At 38.7% G+C, this 26,752-nt stretch carries 30 protein-coding genes and 2 pseudogenes; 24 read left to right on the plus strand and 8 right to left on the minus strand.

What is annotated here, in order from left to right:
- The 10 genes and pseudogenes from A7A69_RS07440 to A7A69_RS07490 all read left to right on the plus strand — a co-directional run.
- Window positions 1-541 (plus strand): annotated as a pseudogene (locus A7A69_RS07440) (DUF2345 domain-containing protein); the annotation flags it as partial.
- A gap of 9 nt (window positions 542-550) precedes the next feature.
- Complete coding sequence (locus A7A69_RS07445) at window positions 551-1,036, plus strand: hypothetical protein (RefSeq protein ID WP_152876777.1); 486 nt, start codon at window positions 551-553, stop codon at window positions 1,034-1,036.
- Complete coding sequence (locus tag A7A69_RS07450; protein ID WP_152876778.1) at window positions 1,033-3,417, plus strand: hypothetical protein; 2,385 nt, start codon at window positions 1,033-1,035, stop codon at window positions 3,415-3,417. Before A7A69_RS07445 ends, A7A69_RS07450 begins: the two co-directional genes overlap by 4 nt.
- Window positions 3,418-3,426: 9 nt before the next feature.
- Entirely contained in the window at window positions 3,427-4,254 is an 828-nt protein-coding gene (locus tag A7A69_RS07455) for a hypothetical protein (protein WP_241675232.1), read from the plus strand.
- Between the two features lie 152 nt (window positions 4,255-4,406).
- Window positions 4,407-4,940, plus strand: a complete 534-nt coding sequence (locus A7A69_RS07460) for a hypothetical protein (protein ID WP_152876779.1) — start codon at window positions 4,407-4,409, stop codon at window positions 4,938-4,940.
- 86 nt (window positions 4,941-5,026) lie between these two features.
- On the plus strand, window positions 5,027-5,266 hold the full coding sequence (locus A7A69_RS16730; protein WP_206669006.1) for a hypothetical protein: 240 nt from the start codon (window positions 5,027-5,029) through the stop codon (window positions 5,264-5,266).
- Window positions 5,267-5,422: 156 nt separating this feature from the next.
- Entirely contained in the window at window positions 5,423-5,821 is a 399-nt protein-coding gene (locus tag A7A69_RS07470; RefSeq protein WP_151981982.1) for a helix-turn-helix domain-containing protein, read from the plus strand.
- Window positions 5,822-5,912: 91 nt separating this feature from the next.
- A complete protein-coding gene (locus tag A7A69_RS07475; protein WP_152876780.1) occupies window positions 5,913-6,608 on the plus strand; it encodes a hypothetical protein in 696 nt (231 codons plus the stop codon).
- Window positions 6,609-6,835: 227 nt separating this feature from the next.
- Window positions 6,836-7,306, plus strand: a pseudogene (locus A7A69_RS07485) (IS5 family transposase); the annotation flags it as partial.
- Window positions 7,307-7,374: 68 nt separating this feature from the next.
- Window positions 7,375-8,001 (plus strand): LysE family transporter, encoded by a 627-nt coding sequence (locus A7A69_RS07490; protein WP_152876781.1) that lies wholly within the window; start codon window positions 7,375-7,377, stop codon window positions 7,999-8,001.
- On the opposite strand, the gene znuB is transcribed toward A7A69_RS07490, so the two are convergent.
- Genes znuB through A7A69_RS07505 form a run of 3 tightly spaced genes read right to left on the minus strand, consistent with a single transcriptional unit; the run spans window position 7,998 to window position 10,081 of the window.
- Window positions 7,998-8,816, minus strand: coding sequence for a zinc ABC transporter permease subunit ZnuB (gene znuB / locus A7A69_RS07495; protein WP_120371194.1), 819 nt, complete (start codon window positions 8,814-8,816; stop codon window positions 7,998-8,000). The two genes, A7A69_RS07490 and znuB, sit on opposite strands and share 4 nt — an antisense overlap.
- Before the next feature lie 3 nt (window positions 8,817-8,819).
- Window positions 8,820-9,611, minus strand: a complete 792-nt coding sequence (gene znuC, locus A7A69_RS07500; RefSeq protein WP_152876782.1) for a zinc ABC transporter ATP-binding protein ZnuC — start codon at window positions 9,609-9,611, stop codon at window positions 8,820-8,822.
- Window positions 9,581-10,081 carry a transcriptional repressor gene (locus A7A69_RS07505; protein WP_120371192.1) on the minus strand — a complete coding sequence of 167 codons (501 nt, stop codon included), beginning with the start codon at window positions 10,079-10,081 and terminating at the stop codon, window positions 9,581-9,583. The genes znuC and A7A69_RS07505 overlap by 31 nt, the downstream gene beginning before the upstream one ends.
- Window positions 10,082-10,203: 122 nt before the next feature.
- On the opposite strand from A7A69_RS07505, the gene A7A69_RS07510 reads away from it, so the two are divergent.
- The 12 genes from A7A69_RS07510 (at window position 10,204) to adhP (ending at window position 19,991) form a co-directional block, all read left to right on the plus strand.
- Window positions 10,204-11,043, plus strand: a complete 840-nt coding sequence (locus tag A7A69_RS07510) for a metal ABC transporter substrate-binding protein (protein ID WP_152876783.1) — start codon at window positions 10,204-10,206, stop codon at window positions 11,041-11,043.
- A 169-nt stretch (window positions 11,044-11,212) separates the two neighbouring features.
- Window positions 11,213-11,611: an ATP synthase subunit I gene (locus tag A7A69_RS07515; protein WP_120371190.1), complete on the plus strand. Its 399-nt coding sequence runs from the start codon at window positions 11,213-11,215 to the stop codon at window positions 11,609-11,611.
- A gap of 100 nt (window positions 11,612-11,711) precedes the next feature.
- Window positions 11,712-12,587 carry a F0F1 ATP synthase subunit A gene (atpB, locus tag A7A69_RS07520; protein WP_120371189.1) on the plus strand — a complete coding sequence of 292 codons (876 nt, stop codon included), beginning with the start codon at window positions 11,712-11,714 and terminating at the stop codon, window positions 12,585-12,587.
- An 85-nt stretch (window positions 12,588-12,672) separates the two neighbouring features.
- Window positions 12,673-12,918: a F0F1 ATP synthase subunit C gene (atpE, locus tag A7A69_RS07525; protein WP_000424060.1), complete on the plus strand. Its 246-nt coding sequence runs from the start codon at window positions 12,673-12,675 to the stop codon at window positions 12,916-12,918.
- Between the two features lie 38 nt (window positions 12,919-12,956).
- A complete protein-coding gene (locus tag A7A69_RS07530; RefSeq protein WP_004985627.1) occupies window positions 12,957-13,427 on the plus strand; it encodes a F0F1 ATP synthase subunit B in 471 nt (156 codons plus the stop codon).
- A gap of 11 nt (window positions 13,428-13,438) precedes the next feature.
- The gene (locus A7A69_RS07535) at window positions 13,439-13,975 is read left to right on the plus strand and encodes a F0F1 ATP synthase subunit delta (protein WP_120371188.1); all 537 of its coding nucleotides are present in this window, start codon (window positions 13,439-13,441) and stop codon (window positions 13,973-13,975) included.
- A 42-nt stretch (window positions 13,976-14,017) separates the two neighbouring features.
- Window positions 14,018-15,562: a F0F1 ATP synthase subunit alpha gene (gene atpA / locus A7A69_RS07540; RefSeq protein ID WP_120371187.1), complete on the plus strand. Its 1,545-nt coding sequence runs from the start codon at window positions 14,018-14,020 to the stop codon at window positions 15,560-15,562.
- Between the two features lie 76 nt (window positions 15,563-15,638).
- Window positions 15,639-16,508, plus strand: a complete 870-nt coding sequence (gene atpG, locus A7A69_RS07545) for a F0F1 ATP synthase subunit gamma (protein ID WP_120371186.1) — start codon at window positions 15,639-15,641, stop codon at window positions 16,506-16,508.
- A 29-nt stretch (window positions 16,509-16,537) separates the two neighbouring features.
- Window positions 16,538-17,932 (plus strand): F0F1 ATP synthase subunit beta, encoded by a 1,395-nt coding sequence (gene atpD / locus A7A69_RS07550; RefSeq protein WP_152876784.1) that lies wholly within the window; start codon window positions 16,538-16,540, stop codon window positions 17,930-17,932.
- A gap of 54 nt (window positions 17,933-17,986) precedes the next feature.
- Window positions 17,987-18,406, plus strand: a complete 420-nt coding sequence (locus A7A69_RS07555) for a F0F1 ATP synthase subunit epsilon (RefSeq protein WP_120371185.1) — start codon at window positions 17,987-17,989, stop codon at window positions 18,404-18,406.
- Between the two features lie 82 nt (window positions 18,407-18,488).
- Complete coding sequence (locus A7A69_RS07560) at window positions 18,489-18,794, plus strand: hypothetical protein (protein WP_151981998.1); 306 nt, start codon at window positions 18,489-18,491, stop codon at window positions 18,792-18,794.
- Window positions 18,795-18,959: 165 nt separating this feature from the next.
- Window positions 18,960-19,991, plus strand: coding sequence for an alcohol dehydrogenase AdhP (gene adhP, locus A7A69_RS07565; protein ID WP_152876785.1), 1,032 nt, complete (start codon window positions 18,960-18,962; stop codon window positions 19,989-19,991).
- 35 nt (window positions 19,992-20,026) lie between these two features.
- Here adhP and A7A69_RS07570 read toward each other — a convergent pair whose 3' ends face one another.
- The 5 genes from A7A69_RS07570 to A7A69_RS07590 all read right to left on the minus strand — a co-directional run bounded on the left by A7A69_RS07570 (window position 20,027) and on the right by A7A69_RS07590 (window position 24,787).
- Entirely contained in the window at window positions 20,027-20,641 is a 615-nt protein-coding gene (locus tag A7A69_RS07570; RefSeq protein WP_152876786.1) for a hypothetical protein, read from the minus strand.
- Between the two features lie 149 nt (window positions 20,642-20,790).
- A complete protein-coding gene (locus A7A69_RS07575) occupies window positions 20,791-21,933 on the minus strand; it encodes a S8 family peptidase (RefSeq protein WP_151982002.1) in 1,143 nt (380 codons plus the stop codon).
- Between the two features lie 213 nt (window positions 21,934-22,146).
- Entirely contained in the window at window positions 22,147-22,692 is a 546-nt protein-coding gene (locus A7A69_RS07580) for a glutathione peroxidase (protein ID WP_151982004.1), read from the minus strand.
- 125 nt (window positions 22,693-22,817) lie between these two features.
- Complete coding sequence (locus A7A69_RS07585; RefSeq protein WP_152876787.1) at window positions 22,818-23,576, minus strand: helix-turn-helix transcriptional regulator; 759 nt, start codon at window positions 23,574-23,576, stop codon at window positions 22,818-22,820.
- Window positions 23,573-24,787, minus strand: coding sequence for an MFS transporter (locus A7A69_RS07590; RefSeq protein ID WP_120371178.1), 1,215 nt, complete (start codon window positions 24,785-24,787; stop codon window positions 23,573-23,575). Before A7A69_RS07590 ends, A7A69_RS07585 begins: the two co-directional genes overlap by 4 nt.
- Window positions 24,788-24,928: 141 nt before the next feature.
- Between A7A69_RS07590 and A7A69_RS07595 the strand changes: the two genes are divergently transcribed.
- Together A7A69_RS07595 and A7A69_RS07600 are read left to right on the plus strand one after the other, a co-directional pair.
- Window positions 24,929-25,582: a TetR/AcrR family transcriptional regulator gene (locus A7A69_RS07595; RefSeq protein WP_120371177.1), complete on the plus strand. Its 654-nt coding sequence runs from the start codon at window positions 24,929-24,931 to the stop codon at window positions 25,580-25,582.
- A 100-nt stretch (window positions 25,583-25,682) separates the two neighbouring features.
- A complete protein-coding gene (locus tag A7A69_RS07600) occupies window positions 25,683-26,597 on the plus strand; it encodes a DMT family transporter (protein WP_152876788.1) in 915 nt (304 codons plus the stop codon).
- Window positions 26,598-26,752 lie beyond the last annotated feature (155 nt).

Raw genomic sequence — 26,752 nt, forward strand, 5'->3', positions numbered from 1 at the left:
TGAGCTAACCAGTTCTAAAGAAATTGATCTAAAAGCTGGTGGTTCTCAGCTAAAAGTGAATAAAGATGGCGTATTTATCACTACGGGTGGCTATTTCAAGGTAAAGAGTGGGCAGAATGTGTTTACTGCAGGGGCAACAGTGAATGCTGAATTGCCGAAAATGCCAGAAAGTGGAATTTTTAGTCGACGTTTTGATTTTGGTGATATTTTTAGTAAATATGAATTAAAACAACAGGTCAGATATAAGTTCGTGAATCATTCACGAAAAACTGAATTTATCGGTGTTTTGGATGAACTTGGACGAACACAGCGGTTTTTCAGTGATAGTGCTGATGATGTCGAAGCAATTATTCTTGGGCATGATAGTGAAGATTTAAAAGAATTAATCGTTATAAAAAACGATATTGATGACACTAAAGATCATAGTAGTTGTGAGGGTGAGGGCTGTTGTGGTGCTGTAGATGATCATGATGCAATAGAAGATCAAAATGAATCTTGTAGTGAAGATTTAGAAGCAGATTTTTGTAATTTTGGAAAGTAAGGCTTGATCATGAAAACAATATTTTCTTTCTTATTCATTTTATTATTTGTGACTTGGTGTAATGCAGAAGTTATCAAGGAATTTCCAAAACGGAACATTGATAATGAAGTCGTAAGCTTTAATTATATAGAGTCTGATAAATGTAGCTTTCAGCGTAAAGATATTAAAGAGCCTGTCTCTAAGCTTTTAAAGCAAAATAAGATAGATCTAAATACAGGTCATTGGTTACATATCCCTGATGAGTGTTGGAATATCAAAAGCTCAGATCAAAATATTTTACTTATCTCATTAAAAAATAAAAATAAGCCTCAGAAATTTTATATTATTGATGATGGTAAGAGTTTAGGTGATGTAATGCTCAATCTAAATGAAGACCTGAGTTTCAATTTTGATAAAAATAAAATGAAATTTTCTACAAATATGAGTGATAAAACAAAAAATAAAGTTCTAATTTTATTTAAACAAATTGATCAAGAATCTAAGGGGGCACTATGAGTTTTTTTTCTCAAGTAAAAGGAAAGTCATTTGGTGAGGATAGGCAAGCATATATATATGCAGTATCTCGTCGAGAGTCTTCATCAGATTTGAGTTTATCTGACCTTGTTGATCCTAATTTAACTGCTAGAAAAGTACATAATGGTAAAACTGCAGGTTATGGATTTATTGGTTATTTTCAATTTGGCGAAAGTGCACTTTATGATTTGGGGTATTTTAAGCCACCATATACTTTTAGTAATGATCCTAATAGCCTTTTTCAGAAATCATTTTCGGTTAATGACTGGAGTGGAAGTTGGACGGGCTTAGATGATGTAACTTCGAAAAGTGTTTTTCTCAAAGATCGAACGGTTCAAATAAAAGCATTTAATAAATGGATCAATACACTCTGCACTCGGCTGAACAATCGAAATGTAAATGAATTTTATGGCGTTCGTATTAATGGGGTTGAAATTACAGAGTCAGGATGCATTGCAGGAGCACACTTAAAAGGTCCTAAATATGTTTTAGAGTTTGTACAGGGTCTAGGTAACCAAGCTGATGCTTTTGGAACAAAAGTGGGTGAATATATATCATTATTTGCTTATTATGATTTAGAAAGCTGTTGTAATCGTAAGATTTATATAAATGTTGTGGACGAACAAGGGAATGCTGTTTCAGGTAAAAAAATTATAGTAGAGTCTGAGTACAAAGAAGGAAAATACTATAGCAAAATTGGAAAGATTTCTAATGATTATAAAACAAGTGAAGAAGGAAAAATTCCTGTAATTGTTAGGCATCCTGGTACTAAAATAAAAATAATTGTTGATGGAAAAGCACTTGAGATTACGCAGCAAAAAGATAAGAAGGAAAGTTATACAATCAAATTAACCAAACAAATATCAGTCCCTGTTGTTTTAGAACAGAATAGTGCCCCTCAACTAAAACCACAGGCGAATAAAACGCCTCAAGAAGTTAGAAATGAGCAAGCTCCAAGTATTACAGAAGAATCTAAAGCAGTTGAAACGAAAGATGTGAACTTCAATATACAGATTGTTGAAGCTGATACTAGAAAACCAATCTCAAATATGGGCTTTTTTCTTACGTACAAAAATAATATTAAAAAGCATTCTGCAGATGGGAGTGGCATAAAACATAATATTTCAGCAGAAGTCGGTCAAGATATAGAGGTTTCTGTTTCAGGGGATGGGAAGTACCAAAAGATTCATCACTTCAAGGTTGAAAAATCACTCTCTAATCAGACAATAAAAGTGAGCCTTCCAGTTCATAGCTTTCAGATGATTGTCAAAAAAGATGATCAAATTGTCCCAAATACCGCTGTAACTATTTTTTATCGAGGGCGACAAATTTCAAAAAAAACCAATGCTGCAGGTGTAATTAACTTAAAAATGTTGGTTGGTTTTGTATATGGTTTTGGGGTTGGTTCAAATTCATTGGTAAAAGCTCGGGTAATTAATGGAAGTCCATATAGGATATTTAGAATAAATGAAGGTTTTATCAAGGAATCGAGACAATTAGAATCAGGGCAAAAAGCTCCACAACAAAAACCTGTCACTAATGCGCCGTCCCAAAGTAAGCCTAATCCACCAGCCTCTGCTAAAGTACCAGAAGTTAAACAAGAGCCACCTAAAGTGTCCCAACAAAATACTCATACAGAGAATGGGGGTAAGCCTTTAACAACTGTTTCTAATCAAACACCCGCAACAAGTGATACGACGCGTTATCATATTTACTCTGATGGTAAAATCAAACGAGAGAACGCGGCTGCAACAGGTTTTGCTGAATATATTTATTATGATAAAAATGGACAATCACATCATATTGGCAAAACTGAATTTATAGTTGCACCTAAGCGTAAAAAAGGTAATGGAGTTGTAGGTGGAAATGTTTATTTGGTAGATCAAAGGACGCTCAAATCCTACAAGAGTCCTGATGGTAAAGTCGGATATTTGTGGGATATCTATCTACCAGGTCGAACTAGATATTACTTGAAAGGAGATGCGTTTGCAGCGATTATAGGCGCTATGTGCTCTCTAGATTATGGTTATTATCATGGTTCAGGGTTTAGCGTCAGAGATGGACGATCTGTGGGTAGTGAATCGCACTATAATGGTATTAATGGAGATTTTCGTTATCTAGGAATCAATGGTTGTCATAAAGATGGCCCTGTTCTGATTAGTCAAGTAGATAGATTTGATTGGGATGCAAATGTAAGGTTTGTAAATGCCCTATATCTTTTTGGTTATAAAGCATTTGGTTCACAAGTAATGATGAGAAAAGGTCAATCGAATAAAACTTTGCCCCATGTCGCTTTTACAAATGGTGATCATGATAACCATTTACATTTACAGGGTTATCAACCAAATATTCAGGACATATAAGGGCATATTATGTACATTAAAAATATTATTCTATTGTTGATTTTATTTTCACTTGTAGCCTGTCAAAAGGCAGAAAATAAGATGTTAAACTCAGATTCACCAAAGATGAGTGAGTCGAAGGTCAATAGTGGTCTTTTAATTAATGAATATAAACAAATTAAATTACCATTTGATTCTAAAACATTATTGATCAATGATAAATTCATACAATTAGATAAGTATTCGCTTAATCAAAAAGATTTAAAACTATTTTATTCTGGAAAGGATCAAGCAAGAATTTTGATGACTACAGTTGAAAAACTTGGAAGCAAAGAATATTTACTAGGTTTGATTGCTGTAAATTTTAATAATTACGAAGGTTCCGGACCTGCGCAAGTGATATTTTTATCAGGTGGCGAAAATAACAAGAATAATTATAAAAATACTCTGTTTATAACGATGGGAGGTAAGTTTCCAATATTGGATCATCAAGCCAAAAGATTTAATGATATAAATGAAAGTAAATTGAAAAATTATTGTATCCAATCTTTTGTTATTAATAATGATTTGAGTAAAAATGAAGAAATGAAATGTGTGGGAAATGAACCAAGTATTGAAAAAAAGAATTTCAGATTAAATATTACTCGATTTGGGTATGATGATATTTCATTTAATGGATTTAGTACCGTTGATGGGGGGGCTGGTGAGAGTAAATCTCATATTAATGGTGAAGCTGGTGATATAAGGTATTTAAGAACCGATAAAAAAGCTCTTGCTGTTATCTTACAAGATGCACTTTATGATCACGAAAGATCATTAGCTTTAGTTAATAATTTCATCCTTTTTGGTTGGGGATAATCAAAAAAATGCTTAGCGAAAATTTTAAAAATCCTAAAGTGGGAGTGGAAAGTATTTATCTTTTTCCTCGATGTAATCACTTGAGTACACCTAGGCATAATAATCACCTTCATTTACAAGGTTTATCAGCAAAATTAGAGGATGTGTAACTTATGAAAAAAAATTATTGCATTATGTTTCTTTTTATATTGCATGGTTGTTCTGATGGTAAAAAAAACTCATCAGACGAAGCAAAAAATATTAATAATGAATATGAGTTGAGCGGGGTTAAAATAGGTGGAAATTTAGAATTTTTAAAGGAAAATTTTAAGAATGATATAATTATTCAAAACTATAGTGATATTAGTGATTTGAAGGCATGCGAAAATAGAAAGAATATTTTAATAAATAATACTTTGACTAGTATTGATGTGGATGATCAAGGAATTGTAACATTTATTAATACTCGAAACTCTAAAGCAGTCGATGCTAATAATGTAAGTGTTGGTAATTTAGAAAGTAGTATTAAGAACTTAACCTATGAGATTAAGTCTCAAAAAGAATTTAGTGGAGATGATACACAGGGAATTTATTCATATAAGATTCCGATGAAGGAAAAGAAAGGTTTTTTTATATATAATATTGATAATAAAAGAATTGATTCAATAACAATCGAAAGCATAGAGCATATTTCGTGTTATGAATAGCAATGATAGACCTCTTTCATAAATCAAAAAGTAATGACATAACAATTACTTATGCTCAAAAGGCTTATCTTTAAAATTTAATAAGGATGATTAATCTGAAATTTTTTTATATTATTATTTTAGTGCTTCTTAGTGGATGTAATCATACTAGTGAAATTGAAAACAAGAAAAACCTTATAGATTTTAATTCCTTATATTATAATGGAAATGTTTATTCTATTGGTGATCAAAAAAATAATATTTTAGTTTTTGATGCAGTAAATGGTAAAAGACAAGGGATTTATTTGCAGGAAAAATATTTTTCTATGTCAGATTGTGAAGAATAATTATATTTTCAAGGGTGTTAAAATCATATAGGGGATATTTAACTTTGATAAAAACTAGTTTATTTATATTAAATCTCTTACATGAATCAAGAAACGACCAGCTTTCTGATCATTTTCCACCTCCATAAGTTGGTCATATTTTACTATTCTTAAACCATGAAATATACACATGTTAAATCGCTATCCTACAGCCAATTTAAACCTCTTGTTAGTATAAAAATCTCAACATTTTCAGAAATGCTTCGAGTGCTTGAAGCTAGTCAAAGTCAGCATGATCGAGTGTGCCCATCTAAGCTTGCTCTCGAAGATCAACTGCTCATGACTTTAAGCTATTGGCTTGAATATAGAACTCTATTTCATACAGCAATGAGTTATGGATTCCATGAATCCAGTGCATCTAGAATCATCACTAAAATAGAAAATATCTTAATAAAATCAGATAAATTTCTCTTGTCTAAGAAATTGCAGCACGGGAAAGGTATAGACTGGGAAGTTGTGGGTGTTGATGCAACTGACATGACCATTGAGCGTCCCAAAAAACAAAAGAAATTCTAGAGTGCTCCTACATTAGGAGTTGGATTGGATGGAAGGATTGATCCTATACCATTTATAAATGCAAATTTACCATATTGATTCTGAGGTTATAATGAAATCTATAAAATTACTAGCAATGATAATTGCTTATAGTGTTTTTTTTAATATTTGCAATGCCAAAGAAAACGCCCTTTGGGATGATTATTTACAAGATGCTACTCAAGTTAACTCACCTGTAGAGTATATAGGAGCATATAATAAATATTCTGCCATTAATCCTAATTTGAAGATTATGTTGAGAGATTTTGGTGATATTAATAAAGCAAAAAAAATTAACTATACGTTAAAAAAATATGGTATCCAAGTCTTAAATGGTAAAGATGTATATAATGTTTTAAGAACGGCAGTGCCTTTGCAATCTAATGTTGACTTAGCCTTACTATATCATGATAAAGATATTTTGGCTTTTAGAATGAGAGAGTTAAGTACTGTTAACTATGTTAAAATCCCTTTCAAAAGAAATAGGGTCTCTGCTTTTTTATATAATATAAAAAATAATAATTTCACTGAAATACCCGTAATACTATCTGACAGTGAAAATGGTGATGAGAAAACAGATCTACTCATGGGTGATCAGGTAACATATGATGCTAAGAAAGGACAGTATACGTATCTTGCAAATGTTAAAACTTATACAGATGGAAAAGTTTCTCCATTTAAAGCAGTTTTTAATATTAATCTAAAATGTATTGCCTTAACATTGGGGTGTGACACAATAGGTGTTTTAAAAGCAACAAAATCAAATTAAAATTCTTAACTGTAAAATCTTAGAGAGTAATTACATCTTTGAAATTTTTATAAAAAAATTAAAAATATTTGGACTTTTTCAACTAAATAGTTTTGCTGCCTTGAGGATGTCTTCAGATCAACTAGAGTTTTAATCCCAGAAACTATACTAGGATGTGTTGACACTTTTAGTATAAAAAATAGCGAAGTAGTAAAATTAAATCGCTAAACCCAATTTTACTATTCGCTATGCCTCGTACCATGCTGACAGATCAACACTGGCAAAAGTTGAAAGCTATTTTGCGTAATTTATCTATTCATCACAACTCAAATTTACTTAATTTTATTGAAGCTATTCTATATAGAATGAGAACAGGCTGTCCTTGGCAAGATATTCCTTCTGCTTTTGGCCCATCTAATTCAACTTTTAAACGCTTTAATCGTTGGTCAAAAAGTGGTAAGTTTTTTATATTATATAAGTTATTTGCATCTCATTCAGATATGGAGTGGATTTTTTATTGATGGCTCCCATGTTCGTGCTCATCAACATTCCGCGGGTATCGCGAAGCAAGCCATTTCAAAAGTGTGGGAGGAAACTCTTCAAAAATACACTTAATTCTTGATGCTCATGGTAACCCTATTGATTTTATGATGACTGATGGAACCACGCATGATGTTAAAATTGCGTCCGAGTTAATATCGACATTAGAGTTAACCGAAGCAGTAGGTCGGTATTTGATCATGAAATGTCAACACACCCTATTCATCTTATTTTTTGGCTTCACCTTATGTCCTTTCAAATCTGGCTTGGATTTATGCTCGCATGTTGGGCGATTAGCATATCACCGGGTGCAGGCGCGATTGCTTCAATGTCGAGTGGTCTAAACTACGGTTTTCGACATGGTTACTGGAATGCGATTGGTTTACAACTTGCATTGACCTTGCAAATTCTGATTGTGGCGGCAGGTGTAGGTGTACTCTTTGCCACAACACCTCTGGCATTCCTGTTGGTGAAATGGTTTGGAGTGATTTATTTATTGTATCTTGCCTATAAACAGTGGACTGCTCCAATACAAGATATTGAGATTAAACAGGACATCATCTATAAGTCACGCAGAATGCTCATGCTGAATGGCTTTGTCGTGAATATGAGTAACCCCAAAGCGATTGTATTTTTACTCGCAGTCTTACCACAATTCCTAGATTTAAGTCGACCACAATGGACTCAGTATCTGGTTATGGCCGTTACCATGATTAGTATCGATTTAATTGTCATGGCAGGTTATACAGGACTCGCTGCTAAAGTTTTGCGATTACTTCGCTCACCGAAGCAGCAAAAATACTTAAACCGTAGTTTTGCTGTAATGTTTGCTATCGCGGCCTTGTTGCTCAGTGCTCTACATCAAAGTGTTTAAGAATTTATCGCTGAATTCTGGGTGGTTTTGATTTTTTGAATAATGAAAATCACAGCAAATAATAATGCCATGCACAGTACAATACTTAAACCAGTTGAAATATTAATTACTGCGCTTGACCATAGCCCAATCGTCACCCCGATCTGAGCACAAATAAATGCCCAAATCACCATTTGTTTAGGAGAGTTGGCTAGAAGTCTGGCAGTTAGAGCAGGGATGACCAATAAAGCGCCCATTAATAATGAACCTACTGCACGTAGGGCCAAAACGGTAAACAATGCGAGCAGTAACATAAAAATCAAACGTTGCCATTTGGCATTGACCCCTTCGCTCATCGCAATATCAGGATCAATTGCAATCTGGATCTGTGCTTTCCAGTAACGATAGAGAACGGCTAATGCCAAAACAATGATTACAATAAAGATGGGTAAATCTTCCCAACCAATAGCAAGTAAATCCCCAAATAAATAGCTTAATAACTCAGGACGTAAACTTGGAATTTGTTGAATAAGTAGTAGACCCGAACATAATAATGTTGCTGAGCAAAGTGCTAGTAATGCATCATTCGGCAAGCGAGGATCGTGTAATACCCATAAAATCCCAACCAATAATAATGCGAGCATCGCGACACCCAGCCAGAGCGGGAGCTGTAAAATTCCTGCTACGGCAACACCAAGTAATGTTCCATGTGCCATTGTATCTGCAAAAAAAGACATTCTGCGCCAAAGCATCAAGCAGCCTAAGGGTGCTGTCAAAAAAACCAGCAGGCTTCCCATAGTCCACGCAGGAAGTAAAAGTTGTAACCATTCCAGCATTGCTTAAACTTCCGGTTCAGGGTGGATATGAGGATGCTCAATATGTGTGCAAGCTTCAACGTGATCGCCATGCGCACAATGATCGTGATGATGCTGATACGGTACGCGTTGTCCACCAAAAATAGCTAAATATTCTGGGTGTTGCTGTACACTTTCAGGTAAGCCACTACAGCAGATATGTTTATTCAGGCAAACAACACGCTGTGTTCCTTGCATGACCCATTGTAGATCGTGTGACACCATTAATACTGCGCAATTGTAGCGTTCTGGCAGGCTTCTTACATATTCATATAGCTCTGCTTCAGATTGGATATCTAGCCCTTGCATAGGCTCATCTAAAACTAAAATATCAGGTTGACGTAACAATGCACGAGCTAAAAGTACGCGTTGTTTTTCACCGCCAGACAGCTGTTGTACTTTAGAATCCTGTAATTTCAAGATCCCTGTATCGCGGACAATTTCATCGCGTAATTTACGGTCACATTTTTCCAGATCGAGTAAATCTTTTACCCGTAATGGCAAACTGTGAGAGGGGTTAAACTTTTGTGGTACATAGGCCATTTTGTTTTTTTTAGGTGTAATCACCTTGCCCCGAGAAGGGTGCACAATCCCTAGCAGCACTTTAATCAGTGTGGATTTTCCTGCGCCATTAGGGCCAATCAGTGTGACAATTTCATTTTTGTGTAATGAAAAGTCCACATTTTTTAGAATATCCCGATTGTCGCGATATACAGACACCTGATCTAGCCGAACCAGTTCTGGTGTTAGTGTGACAGCTTGCTGCACTGTTGGCATTTTCCAGAAATCTCAATAATGGTGTGTTGGGCGTTAAAATGATCTGAATCCGCCAACTGATGAAGCTGGTGTAATAATCCTTCAGAAGAAGCTTCTTTGACGACATGACATTCATTACAAATCAGAAAAGCAGCTTGATGTCCTTCACGTGGATGGCAGCAAGGAATATAGGCATTGATGGAGGTTAGGCGATGAATGAGCCCTTTTTCTAATAAAAAGTCAAGCGTACGGTACACCGTGGGTGGTGCAGCTGGACGATCTGAACCACTCTTAATTTTCGCCAATAAGTCATAAGCGCCCATCGGGCCAGAAGCATTTAGAATTAAAGCTAGAACTTCTTTACGCAATGGCGTTAAACGTGCGCCTGTTGCTGCACAAAGACTTTCTGCTTCAGCCAGACGTGCACTCACATTCAGGTGATCATGCACCCCATGTAAAGCATTATGATGTTCATGTGAACACGCGCTCATAGGTCAACCTCATTAATTTATCAAATAGTAGCATGAAGTCATGTTGCTATCGAATAAGCGTAGGTATTTTTCAAAATTTGTTATATTATAACATGTGTTGAGTGTTTAGGTTCGATTTTGTTATGTTTCGTTTTGCGGTGTTTTGTCTACTCTCCATTGTAACGACGCTTTCGTGGTCGCAGGCTCCGCTTGTGATTGCAACTCATCCTATTTATTTGATTGCCAAGCAAATTACAAAAGGTATTGAAGAGCCTCAGCTACTATTGGCCAACCAATCTGGACATGATATTCAGCTTACTCCAGCACATCGCAAAGCAATTCAAGATGCATCTTTGGTAATATGGCTAGGCAAAGCTCATGAAGCGCCATTAGCAAGTTTATTACAGAATAATCCTAAAGCCATTTCGATTCTGGATTCGCAAATTGTCACCATTCTACCGCGTCGAAGTACCCGTAACGTTCCATTAGACAATACCGTTGACACTCATGTGTGGTTAGATCCAAATAATGCTGTGCGTATTGGGTTTTTTATTGCTGCATTACGCTCACAACAACATCCTGAAAGTAAAGCCGAATACTGGGAAAATGCAAGACGATTTGCGCAGGAAATGTTGATTGCAAGTCAAGGCTATGAACGTAAATCTGTACAACCTTATTGGTCTTATCATGATGCTTATCAATATCTGGAACGCGCGCTGAATCTAAAATTTGCAGGTGCATTAACAGATGATCCACATATTGCAGCAACGGCTTCTCAGCTTAAATATTTAAGTGATAACCGCCCCAAACCAAGCATGTGTCTTTTGGCTGAAGGAAATGCCAATCAAAATCAATATCGAATCTTGAATCCAATTGTGTTTCAGCGCGTGGATGAAAGCATGAATGAAGATCAGGATTTTGTTGTGGCATGGAAGAAACTCGCCAGTCAAACTACAAAATGTATACTAACTGCGGGTAAATGAGATAGAAACCTACACCATACTTGCGATTTTAGTGTAAACAAATCATCTAAAAAACACGACTTAGGTCGGTAAAAGATTGCATGTTCAGGGGTGTAACTCTATAATGCCTGCGATTAAAAACGATCATCAGCGTAATTTGTCAAGCATTCATGCTGTAAGTGGATAAACAATGAGCCGAACTAGTCGCTTGATTGACCGACGATTAGCGAAAGCTCTGGTCTTCTTACAAGCATTAATGATTCCTTTAGCTGCTATTGTGGCATGGCTTATACACGGTAGTGTTGCCGCTATAAGTGCAGCTTTGGGAGCCTTGGTCTGCTGGCTTGCCAACCTATATTTTAGCTGGCAGTCATTTCGAACGGCAGGGGCTAGAGCGTCGAAACAAGTTCTATTGAACATGTATCGAGGTATGCTAGGAAAGTTCGGAATTATGATCGTGGGTTTTATTTTGATTTTAAGCAATGTTAAACCGCTGTCTCCAGCGGCATTGTTTTGTGGTTTTATTCTCGTTCAGACCATGTCGTGGGTCGCTCCATTTTGGGTTTCACGTCTACAGAAACGAGTCTAGGCACATCCAAAATTGAAGATTTTTTGAGGACTGCGAGATATCAGGCAGAGCGCGATATTCGCTTCCTTATTTAGTAATTGACATTGACCAGGTGTGATTTATGGCTGCTGAAGAACATGCCCTTACTTCGACCGAGTACATCAAGCATCACTTGACCAATTTAACCTATGGCAAAATGCCAGATGGGACTTGGAAATTGGCTGAGAATGCTGGTGAAGCTCAACAGATGGGGTTTTCTGCTATTCACTTGGATTCAATGGGTTGGTCAATCGGACTTGGTTTCATTTTCTGTTTGATTTTTTGGTGTGCTGCAAGAGCTGCGAAAGCAGATGTACCATCAAAATTTCAATCAGCGATCGAAATGATTATCGAGTTTGTTGATTCCAGCGTTCGCGATACCTTTCATGGTAAATCACGTCTTATTGCGCCACTGGCATTAACCATTTTCGTGTGGATTTTCCTCATGAATGCCATGGATTTAATTCCTGTTGACTGGATTCCATATCTAGCTCAACAAGTGGGTGCACACGTATTTGGCATGGATCCTCATCATGTTTATTTCAAAATCGTTCCAACAACAGATCCGAACATTACCCTTGGTATGTCGTTGTCTGTTTTTGTGCTGATTTTGTTCTATAGCATTCGTGAGAAAGGCATCGGCGGTTTCGTTGGTGAGTTGGCTTTAAACCCATTTAACCCAAGTAACCCAATTGCAAAAGCGTTGCTAATTCCAGTGAACTTAATTCTGGAATTGGTAACTTTCCTTGCACGACCAATTTCATTGGCACTACGACTGTTTGGTAACATGTATGCAGGTGAGTTAATCTTCATCCTGATCGCGTTACTTCCTTTCTGGATTCAATGGGCGTTGTCTGTGCCTTGGGCGATCTTCCACATTCTTGTAATCACCTTGCAAGCATTTATCTTTATGATGCTGACCATCGTGTACTTGAGCATGGCAAGCGAAAAACATTAATGGTATTTGCCTAACTGTTAGGTTAACGGTTAGGTTTAATTTTTTAGTTTAATTTGGTAATAACCTAACCTCTGAGGAATTTTTCATGGAACTCACTTTAGGTCTAGTTGCAATTGCATCTGCTATCTTGATCGCTTTCGGTGCTTTAGGTACAGCGATTGGTTTTGGTCTTTTGGGTGGTCGCTTTTTAGAAGCTGTTGCTCGTCAGCCTGAACTTGCTCCGCAACTTCAAACTCGTATGTTCTTAATCGCAGGTCTTCTTGATGCTGTGCCTATGATCGGTGTCGGTATTGGCTTGTTCTTCATCTTCGCTAATCCGTTTGTAGGTTAATCAGCTTAATTCCTAAATCCACATATTGAGGAATTGCAATGAATATTAACCTCACATTGATTGGCCAAGCGATTGCATTTGCGATTTTTGTCGCATTCTGCATGAAGTTTGTTTGGCCACCACTAATCAATGCGATTAGTGAGCGTCAGCGTAAAATCGCTGATGGCTTAAACGCTGCTGAAAAAGCGAAAGCTGACCTTGCTGATGCACAATCACAAGTGAAAGCTGAGCTAGATGCAGCAAAAGCACAAGCGGCTCAATTGATCGAACAAGCGAACCGTCGTGCAGCACAATTGGTCGAAGAAGCACGTACCCAAGCTGCGGCTGAAGGTGAGCGTATTCGTCAACAAGCGAAAGAAGCAGTTGACCAAGACATCAATTCTGCTCGCGAAGAATTACGTCAACAAGTAGCTGCCTTGGCAGTTGATGGCGCAGAGAAAATTCTGAACCAACAAGTTGACGCAGAAGCTCATAATGCCATGCTGACTCAGCTGGCTGCTAAACTTTAAGCGAGGGAAGTATGGCTGAACTCTTGACGTTGGCACGCCCGTACGCCAAAGCAGCATTTGCTTACGCTTCTGAGCAAGGTGCAACTGACAATTGGTCGAATGCGTTACAAGTGCTCAGTGCTACGGTGCAAGACGAAGCATTTTCCGCTTATTTAAATCGCCCTGAGCTTACTCCTGTGGAGCAAGTCGGACTTTTTTCTAAAGTTTTAGGTGAAGAACAAACTCAGGCAGTGTCGAACTTTTTGACATTGCTTGCTGAAAATGATCGTTTGATTCTGTTACCTGAGATTGCAGTAGAGTACGAACAGCTTAAATCACAGAATAGCAACACAGTAGATGTCGTGATTGAATCGGCATTTCCTTTAACTTCTGTACAAGAGCAGTTATTAACGCAAGCTTTGGAAAAGCGTTTTAATAGTTCTGTGGTTGTGTCAGTAGAAGTTAATCCTGCGCTTATTGCAGGTGTGGTTATTCGTGCAGGCGATCAAGTGATAGATGACTCTGCGCTTAACAAGCTTGAAAAAATGCGGACTCGTCTTCTTGCCTAACCGCAAAAAGACTGAACTTAAAAAAGATTGAGGAATAGCGCAATGCAACAACTGAATCCATCCGAGATCAGTGCGCTCATTAAACAGCGTATCGGAGATCTGGACACCAGCGCGACCGCTAAGAACGAAGGTACCATTGTTATGGTATCCGACGGTATCGTGCGCATTCACGGCCTTGCTGATGCAATGTACGGTGAAATGATCGAATTCGACGGCGGCTTATTTGGTATGGCACTGAACCTAGAACAGGATTCAGTGGGTGCCGTTGTATTAGGTAACTACCTAAGCCTTCAAGAAGGTCAAAAAGCTCGTTGTACAGGTCGTGTATTAGAAGTACCAGTTGGTCCTGAGCTTCTTGGCCGTGTGGTCGATGCTTTGGGTAACCCAATTGACGGTAAAGGCCCTATTGATGCTAAATTGACTGATAAAGTCGAAAAAGTAGCACCAGGTGTTATTTGGCGTCAGTCAGTCGACCAACCTGTTCAAACTGGTTATAAATCAGTTGATACCATGATTCCTGTAGGTCGTGGTCAACGTGAGTTGATCATTGGTGACCGTCAGACTGGTAAAACAGCAATGGCGATCGATGCGATCATCGCTCAGAAAAACTCTGGCATTAAATGTGTATACGTTGCAATTGGTCAAAAACAATCGACTATCGCAAACGTTGTGCGCAAGCTAGAAGAAACTGGTGCTATGGCTTATACCACTGTTGTCGCTGCTGCGGCTGCTGATCCTGCTGCAATGCAGTATCTTGCTCCGTACTCTGGCTGTACAATGGGTGAATATTTCCGTGACCGCGGTGAAGATGCTCTTATCATTTATGATGATTTGTCTAAGCAAGCTGTTGCTTACCGTCAAATTTCATTGCTTCTTCGTCGTCCACCAGGTCGTGAAGCGTATCCAGGTGACGTATTCTATCTTCACTCACGTCTTCTTGAGCGTGCTTCTCGCGTTTCAGCTGACTATGTTGAGAAATTCACGAACGGTGCAGTAACGGGTCAAACTGGTTCTTTAACTGCTTTACCGATCATTGAAACTCAAGCGGGTGACGTATCTGCATTCGTACCAACAAACGTAATTTCGATTACTGACGGTCAGATCTTCCTAGAAACATCATTATTCAACGCAGGTATTCGTCCTGCTGTGAACGCAGGTATTTCGGTATCTCGTGTTGGTGGTTCTGCTCAAACCAAGATCATTAAAAAATTGTCTGGTGGTATCCGTACCGCTTTAGCACAATACCGTGAATTGGCTGCGTTTGCTCAGTTTGCTTCTGACCTTGATGAAGCAACTCGTAAACAACTTGAACATGGTCAACGTGTAACTGAGTTAATGAAGCAAAAGCAATATGCTCCTTACTCAATTGCTGATCAGGCTGTTTCTGTTTACGCATCTAACGAAGGCTATATGGCTGACGTTGAAGTGAAGAAAATCGTAGACTTTGATACTGCATTAATCGCGTACTTCCGTTCTGAACACGCTGCATTGATGCAAAAAATTGATGACACTGGTGATTATAACAAAGACATCGAAGCTGAAATCAAAGCGGGTATCGAGAACTTCAAAGCGACTCAAACTTACTAATTCGTTAGCTTAAGTTTGGTTCACGGAATCAACCCTTCGAAGGCTGTCAAAGGCCTTCGACGACTAGGTTAAGCGTATGGCAAATTTAAAAGAAATTCGCGCCAAAGTAGCTAGTATCAAATCGACGCAGAAAATTACGCGTGCGATGCAGATGGTAGCTGCTTCAAAAATGCGTCGTGCGCAAGAGCGCATGGCTCAGGGCCGTCCGTATGCCGAAAATATGCACCGTGTAATTGCTCATTTGGTACAAGCGAATCCTGAATACAAACACCGTTATATGGTTGAGCGCCCAGTAAAGCGTGTAGGCTATATTATTGTGTCTTCAGATCGTGGTTTGGCTGGTGGTTTGAACATTAACCTGTTCAAAAAAGTGGTAAAACACGTTCAGCAGCAACAAGAGCAGTCAATTGAAGTTCAATTTGCTTTGATTGGTCAAAAAGCGGTTTCGTTTTTTAAAAACTACGGCGGTAAAGTGCTTGGTGCAACCACCAATATTGGTGATACTCCAAGTCTGGAACAGTTAACTGGCTCCGTACAAGTGATGTTGGATGCTTTTGATAAAGGCGAATTAGATCGTATTTATCTAGTATCGAACGGCTTTGTCAATGCCATGACTCAAAACCAGAAAGTAGAACAACTGGTTCCTTTGGCTGAAGCCGAAGAAAGCGAAAATCTAAACCGTAGCTACGGTTGGGATTATATCTATGAACCTGAAGCTGAAGAGCTATTGAATGGTTTATTGGTTCGCTATATCGAGTCTATGGTTTATCAGGGCGTGATTGAAAACATCGCGTGTGAACAGTCTGCACGTATGGTTGCGATGAAAGCAGCAACTGACAACGCAGGCGAGTTGATCAAGAGCCTACAACTTATTTATAACAAGCTGCGTCAAGCCGCGATTACTCAGGAGATTTCTGAGATCGTTGGTGGTGCCGCTGCCGTTTAACATTATTAGTTTGAATTGAGGAGACAGCAATGAGTAGCGGTCATATCATTCAGATCATCGGCGCGGTTATCGACGTCGAGTTTGAGCGCAATAGCGTTCCTAAGATCTATGACGCTCTCCAAGTTGACGGTACTGAAACGACTTTGGAAGTTCAGCAACAACTTGGTGATGGTGTTGTTCGTACAATTGCGATGGGATCAACTGAAGGTCTTAAACGCGGTTTGAATGTAACAAATACCCATGCGCCAATCTCTGTACCAGTAGGTCATGCGACTTTGGGTCGTATTATGGACGTTCTTGGTCGCCCGATTGATGAAGCAGGTCCTGTTGCAACTGAAGCGCGTTTACCGATTCACCGTCAAGCGCCTTCTTATGCTGAACAAGCAGCGTCTACTGATCTTTTGGAAACAGGTATCAAAGTCATCGACTTACTTTGCCCGTTTGCAAAAGGTGGTAAAGTTGGTCTGTTCGGTGGTGCGGGTGTTGGTAAAACCGTTAACATGATGGAGTTGATCAACAACATCGCGAAAGCACACTCAGGTTTATCTGTGTTTGCTGGTGTTGGTGAGCGTACTCGTGAAGGTAACGACTTCTATCACGAAATGAAAGATTCTAACGTTCTTGACAAAGTAGCGATGGTCTACGGTCAGATGAACGAGCCACCTGGTAACCGTTTACGCGTAGCGTTGACTGGTTTGACCATGGCGGAATATTTCCGTGATGAAAAAGACGAAAATGGTAAAGGTCGTGACGTTCTTTTGTTCGTTGACAACATCTACCGTTATACACTTGCAGGTACTGAAGTATCAGCATTGTTAGGTCGTATGCCATCTGCAGTAGGTTATCAGCCAACACTTGCAGAAGAAATGGGTGTTCTTCAAGAGCGTATTACATCAACTAAATCTGGTTCGATCACATCGATTCAGGCAGTTTATGTACCTGCGGATGACTTGACGGATCCATCTCCAGCAACGACGTTTGCTCACTTGGATGCAACCGTTGTATTGAGCCGTGACATCGCGTCAAGTGGTATTTACCCAGCGATCGATCCACTTGATTCAACTTCACGTCAGCTAGATCCATTGGTTGTTGGTGCTGAGCATTATGAAATTGCACGTTCTGTACAGAACGTATTGCAACGTTATAAAGAGCTTAAAGACATCATCGCAATCTTGGGTATGGACGAATTAGCAGAAGAAGATAAATTGGTTGTTTACCGTGCGCGTAAAATCCAACGTTTCTTCTCTCAACCATTCCACGTAGCTGAAGTGTTTACTGGTGCTCCTGGTAAATTAGTACCGCTTAAAGAAACGATTCGTGGCTTTAAAGGTCTTCTTGCTGGTGAATACGATCACATCCCAGAACAAGCGTTCTACATGGTGGGTGGTATTGACGAAGTGATTGCTAAAGCTGAGAAACTTTAATCTGAAATCCCCCTAACCCCCTTTTACTAAGGGGGGATATTTGGAGAAAATCTCATGGCAACGATGCAATGTGATGTCGTAAGTGTTAAAGAGTCAATTTACTCTGGCGCAGTAACGATGTTAATCGCTAAAGGTGCGGGCGGTGAGTTAGGTATTTTACCTGGACATGCTCCACTTGTAACTTTGCTCCAACCGGGCCCAATCCGTGTTCAGTTGGAAAATGGTACAGAAGAAATTGTTTATGTATCAGGCGGTGTGTTAGAAGTTCAGCCACATGTTGTTACCATTCTTGCAGATACTGCAATTCGTGCTGACAACTTGGATGAAGCAGCAATTTTAGAAGCCCGTAAACAGGCTGAACAATTGCTTGCAAATCAAAAAAGTGACTTGGACTCTGCGGCTGCACTTGCATCTCTTTCAGAGATTGCAGGACAGCTTGAAACGATCCGTAAAATTAAAAACCGTGCAATGTAATTTGCCAGTTTTTGAAAAGCCACCGAAAGGTGGCTTTTTTTATGCTATAAAATTTTAAAATATCAAAGATAATCAGAATTCAATGGAATTGATTGAAATAGAACCGCATTTTTGGGAACTTTATCAGCAAGGTGAACAATTATTTCTCAGTATTGCCATTGATTTAAGTTCTGTGGTTTCCTGTTGGGATATTCTTCTAAGCGATAACCAAATAAAAGATTACCAATTACAGGGTCGTGAAAGTATTCATGCACTGGCCAATCAATTTGTAATCGAAGTATATCGCGGAGAGAGTCAAAAACTGGAACAGCATCAAGCGTCAGCTCAGCAAAAAATTGATATGCAAAAAACTTTCAGTCAATGGAAAATCCAAAATAAAAGCTTCTGAAGCTGATTAAATCTGTTTATTTGTTGCGCAACTGTAAATATGAATCGCATTCACAGAAATAACCTACCAAACGCCAACCTTGAGTATTCTATCGTAATCTCGACTTGAGAATAGTTCTTAATAAATTGAACGATTCTTGATTTTACATAAGACGGAGATAATAAAATGGGAAGCACAATGAAAGCTGCGGTAGTGACAGAGTTTAATCAGCCACTACAGATCAAGGATGTAGAAATTCCGAAAGTCAGTGCGGGTAAGGTTTTAGTCAAAATGATTGCGACAGGTGTCTGCCATACCGATCTACATGCAATGCATGGTGATTGGCCGATTAAACCAAGCCTGCCTTTTATTCCTGGACATGAAGGAGTCGGTGAAGTCGTTGAAATTGGTGCAGGTATTACTCACCTTAAAGTTGGCGACAAAGTCGGTATCCCATGGTTGTATTCAGCCTGTGGACATTGCGATCATTGTTATGCAGGTTGGGAAACTTTATGTAAACAACAGCAAAATTCAGGTTATTCAGTTAACGGAAGTTTTGCTGAATACTGTCTGGCGGATGGTGAATATGTTGGTGTCATTCCAGATGGAGTAGATTTACTCGAAATCGCTCCAATCTTATGCGCAGGTGTAACAGTTTATAAAGGTCTGAAAATGACCGAAGCCAAAACAGGTGATTGGGTTGCCATTTCTGGTATTGGCGGTTTGGGTCACGTTGCAGTGCAATATGCTAAAACAATGGGTTTTAATGTGGTTGCCATCGATGTTGATGACAGTAAACTGGTGTTGGCCAAAGAATTAGGGGCAGATGTTGGAATCAATGCACTTAAGGTAGATGTAAAAGAAGAAGTATTGAAAGCCACTGGTGAAGGTTGTCATGGTGTATTGGTTACTGCTGTTTCGCCGAAGGCTTTTGAACAAGCTGTTTCGATTATCCGTCGCGGCGGAACTATGGTGCTGAATGGCCTACCACCTGGCAAATTTGATCTCTCTATTTTTGATATGGTGCTTGATGGAATAACGGTACGTGGTTCAATTGTGGGGACGCGACTCGATTTAAAAGAGGCACTGGATATTGCAGCGCGCGGTAAGGTGAAAGCACATATTAGTGTTGAACCATTGGAAAATATCAACGATATTTTTGATCGCATGGAACACGGTAAAATCGATGGTCGTATTGTCATCGACTTTAATGCCTAAAATTTTTAAAATGATTTAAATGAAATCAGCTCAAGTTAAGAGCTGGTTTCATTTGAGTTAGAGCTCTTTGATGAAGATGAATCTGATTGAGGAATCATCATCGTAGCCAGTTTTAACATTTCACCTTGAATGTTATTCATTTGATGCTCGATTTGTTTAAAGTTGACCTGATCCCAATTCACTTGCCCATTTAAAAAGGGGCTTTTTAATACTTGTTGGTTACTTTCTAGCAGTTTTTTTCGGATATCTTCAATTTCCTGACTTTTTAAATTTAAGCTATTTAATGCCTGATCAAAGCCTTTCAGTTGCTGTTGTAAAGTCGTAGCCGTTTGCTGTAGTTGGTCACTATCTTTTTCTCGAATCGCTTGCTGTAGTTCAGTCTGTGACTGTTTTAACTGTTGAATATAATCGCCAGCACGGAGTTGCAGATCTGCGACATCGCGTGCGATGTAAAAGAAATTACCACTTTTAAAATCAGAAGATGGTGTGTTCACAGCATCTTGATCAGTCACTTGGACTTTAGTCTCATGATCTGATGAGGTGTTTTCCTGAGTGTTGGATGGGGAGGGTTTATCGCAACCTTGTAATAAACCAAGGGCCGTGATGAGCATGCCAGAGATCAGCAGATATCGAGCAGAAAAAAAAGTCATAATCAAAAGTCAAATCAGTAATCAATTTATCAGAATAAGATGAAATGATGGAGATATGACAGAGAGTTGCAAAGTTATAACAAAATCAAAAATAGAGTGAATACATATTTTAGTTCTAAAACAATATGTATTCACAAGATATCAAGATTTTATAAGCGAGTGTAGAGTAAACGATTAGGTGAGCCTGTTTGGCTATCAGATACTTTATTTGTTGTGGCCTTATTGATAATACGATTGGTAATTTTGGACACATTTTCGCCTGTATATAAGCCACGTAATATTGCAGCTAGACCAGCAACATGAGGACTTGCCATGGATGTACCACTAGCTGTAGCCGTTGCTGTATTACTTGAATACCAATCGGATGTAATATTGCTGCCAGGTGCAAATACATCCAGACACTTGCCATAATTAGAGTAGTTTGCGCGTTGATCTTGATTTGTGGTCGCTCCAACCGTAATCGCAGCTGGTACACGAGATGGAGAATAACTGCAGGCATCAGCATTATTATTTCCAGCGGCAACCACGACGACGATGTCTTTATTTACGACTTTATTGATTGCATCATCAAGAGCAGTTGAGGCTCCACCACCCAATGATAAATTGACAACTGCGTTACTTGTATTTTGGGAGGCAATCCAGTCTAGGCCTGCAATTACTGTTGATGTAGTTCCAGAACCATTACAGTCCAGTACCCGAACAGGAATTAGAGACGCAGATTTGGCAATACCATATTTTGTACCCGCGATTGTTCCTGCAACATGTGTACCGTGGCCATTGCAGTCCGTCGTGCCATTACCATCAGATACAGCCGTATAACCCGCTTTAACTCGACCACCAAAATCCTGATGAGACGCCAGAATACCTGTATCTACCACATAAACAGGGACACCTTGAGCATTGCCATCGGCATTGTAAATGGAGTTCAAAGGTAGATCGCGTTGATCACTACGATCTAGCCCCCATGTCGCATTACTTTGAGTTGTAACATTCGTCTTGAACACTTGATCTTTTTCAATCAGGCTGACGTTTGGATTTAAATGAAAGACCCGAACAAAATCTTGTTCAAAATTTTGTGGAATCTGCACAGCAATCCCTTGAAAAGCATATTGATAAATATATTTAACTTTTCCCTGAAATTGTTGGGGAATGTTGAATGAATTTAATAAGCGATCGGTTACTGGGGTATTAAATTTAATGAGGTAAGTCACCTGAGGAGGGCTTGCAGCATGAGCTATATTCCCAAACAAGGCAAAAAGGGTGAGTGATAAACAGCGCAATATTAATTTCATTACAACCACTCCAGTTTTTGTTTTAAGATATCGTTATCTGGATATAAATTAATCTATTTTTATAACAAATCAATTAGAATTATAATATTTTAACGTTTACGGGCTCTTGTTTTATCATTTTTTTGTGATTTATTTTGCTTTTTTTAAGTTATTTATTTTGAGAAAAATAAAGATGACAAAGCATGTGCTATGTCATCTTTTTTCGCTTAAAACTTATTTCGCAAGTTCTGCTTGAATCGCATCGACTATACGAGAGTCATCCGCTGTAATATCGGGCGCAAAACGTGCAACCACTTCACCTTTTTTATTGATCAAAAATTTCTCAAAATTCCACAATACTTCAGGTTTTGGATTCGGCGTTAACCCGTATTCGACTAAATCTTTCCACCATGGGCCTTCACCAATACGTTCTGGTTGAGCAGAGATTAAGGTTTGATAAAGTGGATGTTTGTTTTCGCCTGCGACAGAAATTTTTGAAAACAGTGGAAAATGTACATCATAGCTCAGAGAACAAAATTGCTGAATTTCATTGTCTGTACCTGGTTCTTGTTCCAGAAAATTATTAGCAGGAAAACCCAGAATTTCTAGCCCTTGTTCTTTTTGCGCCTGATAAAGTTTTTCTAGTCCTTCATATTGGGGAGTAAGGCCGCATTTAGAGGCAACATTGACAATCAATAGCACTTTGCCTTGATATTGATTTAAAGTGGCTTCTTCCCCTGAAATTGTTTTGACTGGAATGTCATATACTGAATTGCTCATAAAAGTCCTTAAATAAAATAAAGAGAAAACGGATGTCTTGTTTTAAGGAGATTTAGACAGAAAGGCAAGTGTTTCACTCAGGATTTCTGTGCATAAACAGTGAAGATATACACATCGGTTAAAAATTATTTCATTTGTAGTGGGGTTTGCCCTGTATAGCGTTTAAAAAACTCAATAAAACTGGAGCTGTGTTGATAACCTAAATCCAGTGCAATCCGCTTAATGGCGCTACCTTGCTGAATCTGAGCAATGGCATAAACAATTTTGGCGCGATTGCGCCATTCTGATAGCGATAAATGCAATTCTTGTTGGCTTAAGCGTAGTGCATGGCGTTCGCTAATTTGAAAGCTTTGCAAAATCTGCTGCAAACTTTGCTCAAACAACTGAGCTTGTCCTAACTGATCTAGAATAGGCGCTAAGATGGGGTGATTTGTCTGTGGTAAATAATGATCATAACAATTCGCTGCCAGCATTTGATCGAATAGCACCGCTAATAATCGCTGATATTCTATCGAATCTGGAGCGTACTGATCATGTAATAACTCTTTCACTAAGGCATGAAAAAAAGGTCGAATTTCGAGGGTTTTTGGACTGGAATGAAATTTCGAACATAAATCAGGATGGACTCTGATACAAATAAAATGAGTCGGTTGATCGACTGCAACACAAAAATGACTGGTTTGTGGCGGTAACCACAAACCATAATTAGGCGGTGCCAAGAAGGTGCGTTCACCCACCTGAATTTCAAGCACACCATTTAAACTGAAGTTGAAATCTCCCCACAGTGAAGAATGCGGACAAACACTGTCATGCGGATGGAAAAAGAATTCATGAATTTCCAGATGATTTGCAAGATTCAGTGTAGATGTACTTTGGTCATTCATACTTCTTGATCACAGGTCATTTTAGGATTGTTTAAACCCTTGGCTAAAGTGAAAATAGACAATAGCGCTAAAAGAATAAAACTGAGTACCCCATAAATTAAAATATTTTCATTAAAATGATCAACCACAAAACCACCAAGTAGTGATCCACTGGCAATCATGACCTGAAATAATCCAACAAATAAGGGCATTCCTTTTTCGACGGCTTGCGGTGCATGCACAAACATCCAGATATTGGCAGAAGTTGGGAAGGCACCAAAAGCAAAGCCCCACAAGGCAGTCAAAATAAATGCCCCCGTTTCATGAATCGCAAATACGGGAAATCCAAAGAACACAATGGCAAAGCAGATTCCAACAAATGCTAATGTATAACGAATATTTATATTACCGCTATATCCCGCAAAAGCATTACCGAAAACACCTGCGATGCCATAAAGCAATAATAATAGACCAATCGTGGTGCCATCAAAGCCTGCAATATGTTTGAAAAATGGTGCCAAATAACTATAAGCACAAAAATGTGCCAGTCCAATAAGCAGAACAATCAGCATGCCGCTACGTGCTTTGGGAATACGCAACAAAGCAGGTAAATCACGTAAATGAATGGCTGAATCAGGTCGAAGGCTTGGTAGAAATATCAGTTGTAAGAGCAGGACTACAAAACCAATGATTGCTGTAATACCAAAAGCACTGCGCCAACCATAAAATTCACTCAGCCATGTTCCAATTGGAACACCGAGTACGGTTGCCAGTGTTACACCTGCCATGACAACGGCAGTGGCTTTTGCAATCGGTAAATTTTTGGGTGCCAGTTTGCCACTAAGCGCAATTGCAGTCGCCCAGAAACCTCCAATTGAAATCCCTAGAACTAATCGGCTTAGTAACAGTAGGGTAAAATTGTCAGAAAATGCAGTAATCGCATTTGCAATGACCATAATGAAGGTGAGTAGAATCAGTACATAACGCCGATCCAGTTGTTTCATCATTACTGGGAGTAAGGGGGCTGCAAAAGCGGCCATAATACCTGGCAAAGTAATAATAAGCCCTGCTGTACCTGTCGAAATGTTTAAATCACTGGCGACGCTATTGAGCACCCCAATGGGTAAAAACTCACTGGTGACCAGTGCAAAAGCTGCAATCGATACAGCGAGTATGGCAAACCAACTACCTTGTGAAGCAGGCGGTGTTGCCGTAGATGTTGATGTATCCATTGGACGTCAACCTTAATTTTTTGAATAGAAAATATGGGAAGATATATTTTGTAGTGATCACTATGAAAATAAAAATAGTTGAAAAAATATCTCACGTCAATTAATTTAATAGTGATTGTTATAAAAATACATGTGAGCTTTATGACAAAATTGGATAATCCAATGCTGGACAATGCACAGACGATGTTAAATAAGAAAAAACGTGGTCGTCCCAAATGTTTTAACGAAGAAAGTGCATTGCAAAAAGCCATGCTGCTATTTTGGGAGCATGGTTATGAAGCCACGTCTATTAATGACTTAACACAGGCGCTTGAAATTACTGCGCCGAGTTTATACAGCAGTTTTGGTGATAAAACAGCATTGTTTTATAAAAGTATTGATTATTATCTGGCCCATGAAGCCTGTCCAATTGAGCCGATTTTTACACAAGCACGTACTGCAAAAATTGCATTTGAGCTGTATTTATATGACAACATTAAACGATTGATGCAACCCAATAAACCGAAAGGTTGTATGTTGGTGACAGCCGCGATGAATGGTTCTGACCAATCTCAGGATGTTCAGCATAATTTGTTGGAAAAGCGTTTAGCCACGAAACAAAAATTATGTGAGCGCTTGCAACAGGGCGTTAAGGATGGTGATTTGTCTGCACATGCACCTATTGCAACGATGACTGATTTTTATTGTACTGTCATTCAGGGATTAACTGTACAGGCGCGAGATGGCGCGAAAATTGATGAATTGAATCATGTGGTGGAACATGCCATGAAAGCATGGGATTTATTTGATCAATAAGCCATGTCTTAACTGCGATATAAATGTCTGAAATACAGTATTTCAATTTTTTTAGACAGATATCAAAATAGATTCATTCTCAGTTATATCGAGCTCGTTCATGAAACACGTTGCAAAAGTACATTGGTGGGCATTTTTACTCCCCATGCTTGCGGTATTAATCTGGTCACTCAATATTACAGTAACGCGTTATGCAGCTGATCTGATTTCACCTGTCAGTATTAGTTTTTATCGTTGGTTGATCGCGTTTATTGTTCTTACGCCATGGATACTGCCACAGGTCTGGAAGCAACGTATGCTGGTGCGCCGTCATTTGGGGCAACTGGCGGTATTGAGTGCATTTGGTATGGTGTTATATCAGGGGCTAGCCTATAGTGCTGCGCATTATACCACGGCAACCAATATGGGCATTATCAATGCCTTTATTCCAGTCTTTACCATTTTTGTCTCGATGTTTATTTTGAAGGATATTCCCAATAAATTTGCTGTGATCGGGAGTTTGATTTCTTTTTTCGGTCTGATGTATGTCATGAGTCAGGGACATCTTGCCAACTTGTTGCAAAGTGGTGGGCATTGGGGCGATGCAATCATGGTTGTTGCTGTTTTTTTCTATGCCTTTTATGGGGTGTTTTTAAAGAAATGGCAGTTACAGATTCCGTTATTGATTAGTTTGTATGTTCAGATTGCATTTGCCCTGATTTACCATTTGCCATTTATTGCATGGTTAGGGCTAGATGCCATTAATGTTCATAATGGGCCTAGTGTTTTTTATGCAGGCATTTTCCCATCATTAATTGCACCATTATTGTGGATGATGGCTGTTCAGCAAATTGGGCCCAATCGAACCAGTATTTTTATGAATCTCATGCCTGTATTTACTGCGATTATTGCCAGTATGTGGTTGTCTGAACAATGGACGATTTATCATACGCTTGGTGGAATCATGATCTTGTTGGGCATCATTTTGGCGCAAAAGAAAACGCCTATAAAAGCAAATCAGGCGATCCAAAGTTAGACATGCTTTTTTTAGAAAATGGTGGACAGGGATGTTCCACAATTGTGCAAAATATCTGCAAAGCGAGAGCAAAGCACTTTTTAGAAAACGTTTATTGCTCTATAAATAAATCAGGCTTTAGATAATATATTAATTTAAGTAGTTGATTTTAATTG

Source organism: Acinetobacter guerrae (assembly GCF_009372255.1).
Classification (GTDB): Bacteria; Pseudomonadota; Gammaproteobacteria; order Pseudomonadales; family Moraxellaceae; genus Acinetobacter; species Acinetobacter guerrae.

Excerpts from the sequence above, each read along its gene's own strand:
- A7A69_RS07445 (WP_152876777.1), top strand. The coding sequence starts at position 551 with ATGAAAACAATATTTTCTTTCTTATTCATTTTATTATTTGTGACTTGG.
- adhP (WP_152876785.1), top strand. The coding sequence starts at position 18,960 with ATGGGAAGCACAATGAAAGCTGCGGTAGTGACAGAGTTTAATCAGCCA.
- A7A69_RS07600 (WP_152876788.1), top strand. The coding sequence starts at position 25,683 with ATGAAACACGTTGCAAAAGTACATTGGTGGGCATTTTTACTCCCCATG.
- atpE (WP_000424060.1), top strand. The coding sequence starts at position 12,673 with ATGGAACTCACTTTAGGTCTAGTTGCAATTGCATCTGCTATCTTGATC.
- atpA (WP_120371187.1), top strand. The coding sequence starts at position 14,018 with ATGCAACAACTGAATCCATCCGAGATCAGTGCGCTCATTAAACAGCGT.
- A7A69_RS07510 (WP_152876783.1), top strand. The coding sequence starts at position 10,204 with ATGTTTCGTTTTGCGGTGTTTTGTCTACTCTCCATTGTAACGACGCTT.
- A7A69_RS16730 (WP_206669006.1), top strand. The coding sequence starts at position 5,027 with ATGATTAATCTGAAATTTTTTTATATTATTATTTTAGTGCTTCTTAGT.
- A7A69_RS07555 (WP_120371185.1), top strand. The coding sequence starts at position 17,987 with ATGGCAACGATGCAATGTGATGTCGTAAGTGTTAAAGAGTCAATTTAC.
- A7A69_RS07505 (WP_120371192.1), bottom strand. The coding sequence starts at position 10,081 with ATGAGCGCGTGTTCACATGAACATCATAATGCTTTACATGGGGTGCAT.
- A7A69_RS07575 (WP_151982002.1), bottom strand. The coding sequence starts at position 21,933 with ATGAAATTAATATTGCGCTGTTTATCACTCACCCTTTTTGCCTTGTTT.
- znuB (WP_120371194.1), bottom strand. The coding sequence starts at position 8,816 with ATGCTGGAATGGTTACAACTTTTACTTCCTGCGTGGACTATGGGAAGC.
- A7A69_RS07590 (WP_120371178.1), bottom strand. The coding sequence starts at position 24,787 with ATGGATACATCAACATCTACGGCAACACCGCCTGCTTCACAAGGTAGT.
- A7A69_RS07585 (WP_152876787.1), bottom strand. The coding sequence starts at position 23,576 with ATGAATGACCAAAGTACATCTACACTGAATCTTGCAAATCATCTGGAA.
- A7A69_RS07460 (WP_152876779.1), top strand. The coding sequence starts at position 4,407 with ATGAAAAAAAATTATTGCATTATGTTTCTTTTTATATTGCATGGTTGT.
- A7A69_RS07475 (WP_152876780.1), top strand. The coding sequence starts at position 5,913 with ATGAAATCTATAAAATTACTAGCAATGATAATTGCTTATAGTGTTTTT.
- atpG (WP_120371186.1), top strand. The coding sequence starts at position 15,639 with ATGGCAAATTTAAAAGAAATTCGCGCCAAAGTAGCTAGTATCAAATCG.
- A7A69_RS07570 (WP_152876786.1), bottom strand. The coding sequence starts at position 20,641 with ATGACTTTTTTTTCTGCTCGATATCTGCTGATCTCTGGCATGCTCATC.
- A7A69_RS07515 (WP_120371190.1), top strand. The coding sequence starts at position 11,213 with ATGAGCCGAACTAGTCGCTTGATTGACCGACGATTAGCGAAAGCTCTG.
- A7A69_RS07530 (WP_004985627.1), top strand. The coding sequence starts at position 12,957 with ATGAATATTAACCTCACATTGATTGGCCAAGCGATTGCATTTGCGATT.
- A7A69_RS07595 (WP_120371177.1), top strand. The coding sequence starts at position 24,929 with ATGACAAAATTGGATAATCCAATGCTGGACAATGCACAGACGATGTTA.
- A7A69_RS07470 (WP_151981982.1), top strand. The coding sequence starts at position 5,423 with ATGAAATATACACATGTTAAATCGCTATCCTACAGCCAATTTAAACCT.
- atpD (WP_152876784.1), top strand. The coding sequence starts at position 16,538 with ATGAGTAGCGGTCATATCATTCAGATCATCGGCGCGGTTATCGACGTC.
- A7A69_RS07535 (WP_120371188.1), top strand. The coding sequence starts at position 13,439 with ATGGCTGAACTCTTGACGTTGGCACGCCCGTACGCCAAAGCAGCATTT.
- A7A69_RS07560 (WP_151981998.1), top strand. The coding sequence starts at position 18,489 with ATGGAATTGATTGAAATAGAACCGCATTTTTGGGAACTTTATCAGCAA.
- A7A69_RS07450 (WP_152876778.1), top strand. The coding sequence starts at position 1,033 with ATGAGTTTTTTTTCTCAAGTAAAAGGAAAGTCATTTGGTGAGGATAGG.
- znuC (WP_152876782.1), bottom strand. The coding sequence starts at position 9,611 with ATGCCAACAGTGCAGCAAGCTGTCACACTAACACCAGAACTGGTTCGG.
- A7A69_RS07490 (WP_152876781.1), top strand. The coding sequence starts at position 7,375 with ATGTCCTTTCAAATCTGGCTTGGATTTATGCTCGCATGTTGGGCGATT.
- A7A69_RS07580 (WP_151982004.1), bottom strand. The coding sequence starts at position 22,692 with ATGAGCAATTCAGTATATGACATTCCAGTCAAAACAATTTCAGGGGAA.
- A7A69_RS07455 (WP_241675232.1), top strand. The coding sequence starts at position 3,427 with ATGTACATTAAAAATATTATTCTATTGTTGATTTTATTTTCACTTGTA.
- atpB (WP_120371189.1), top strand. The coding sequence starts at position 11,712 with ATGGCTGCTGAAGAACATGCCCTTACTTCGACCGAGTACATCAAGCAT.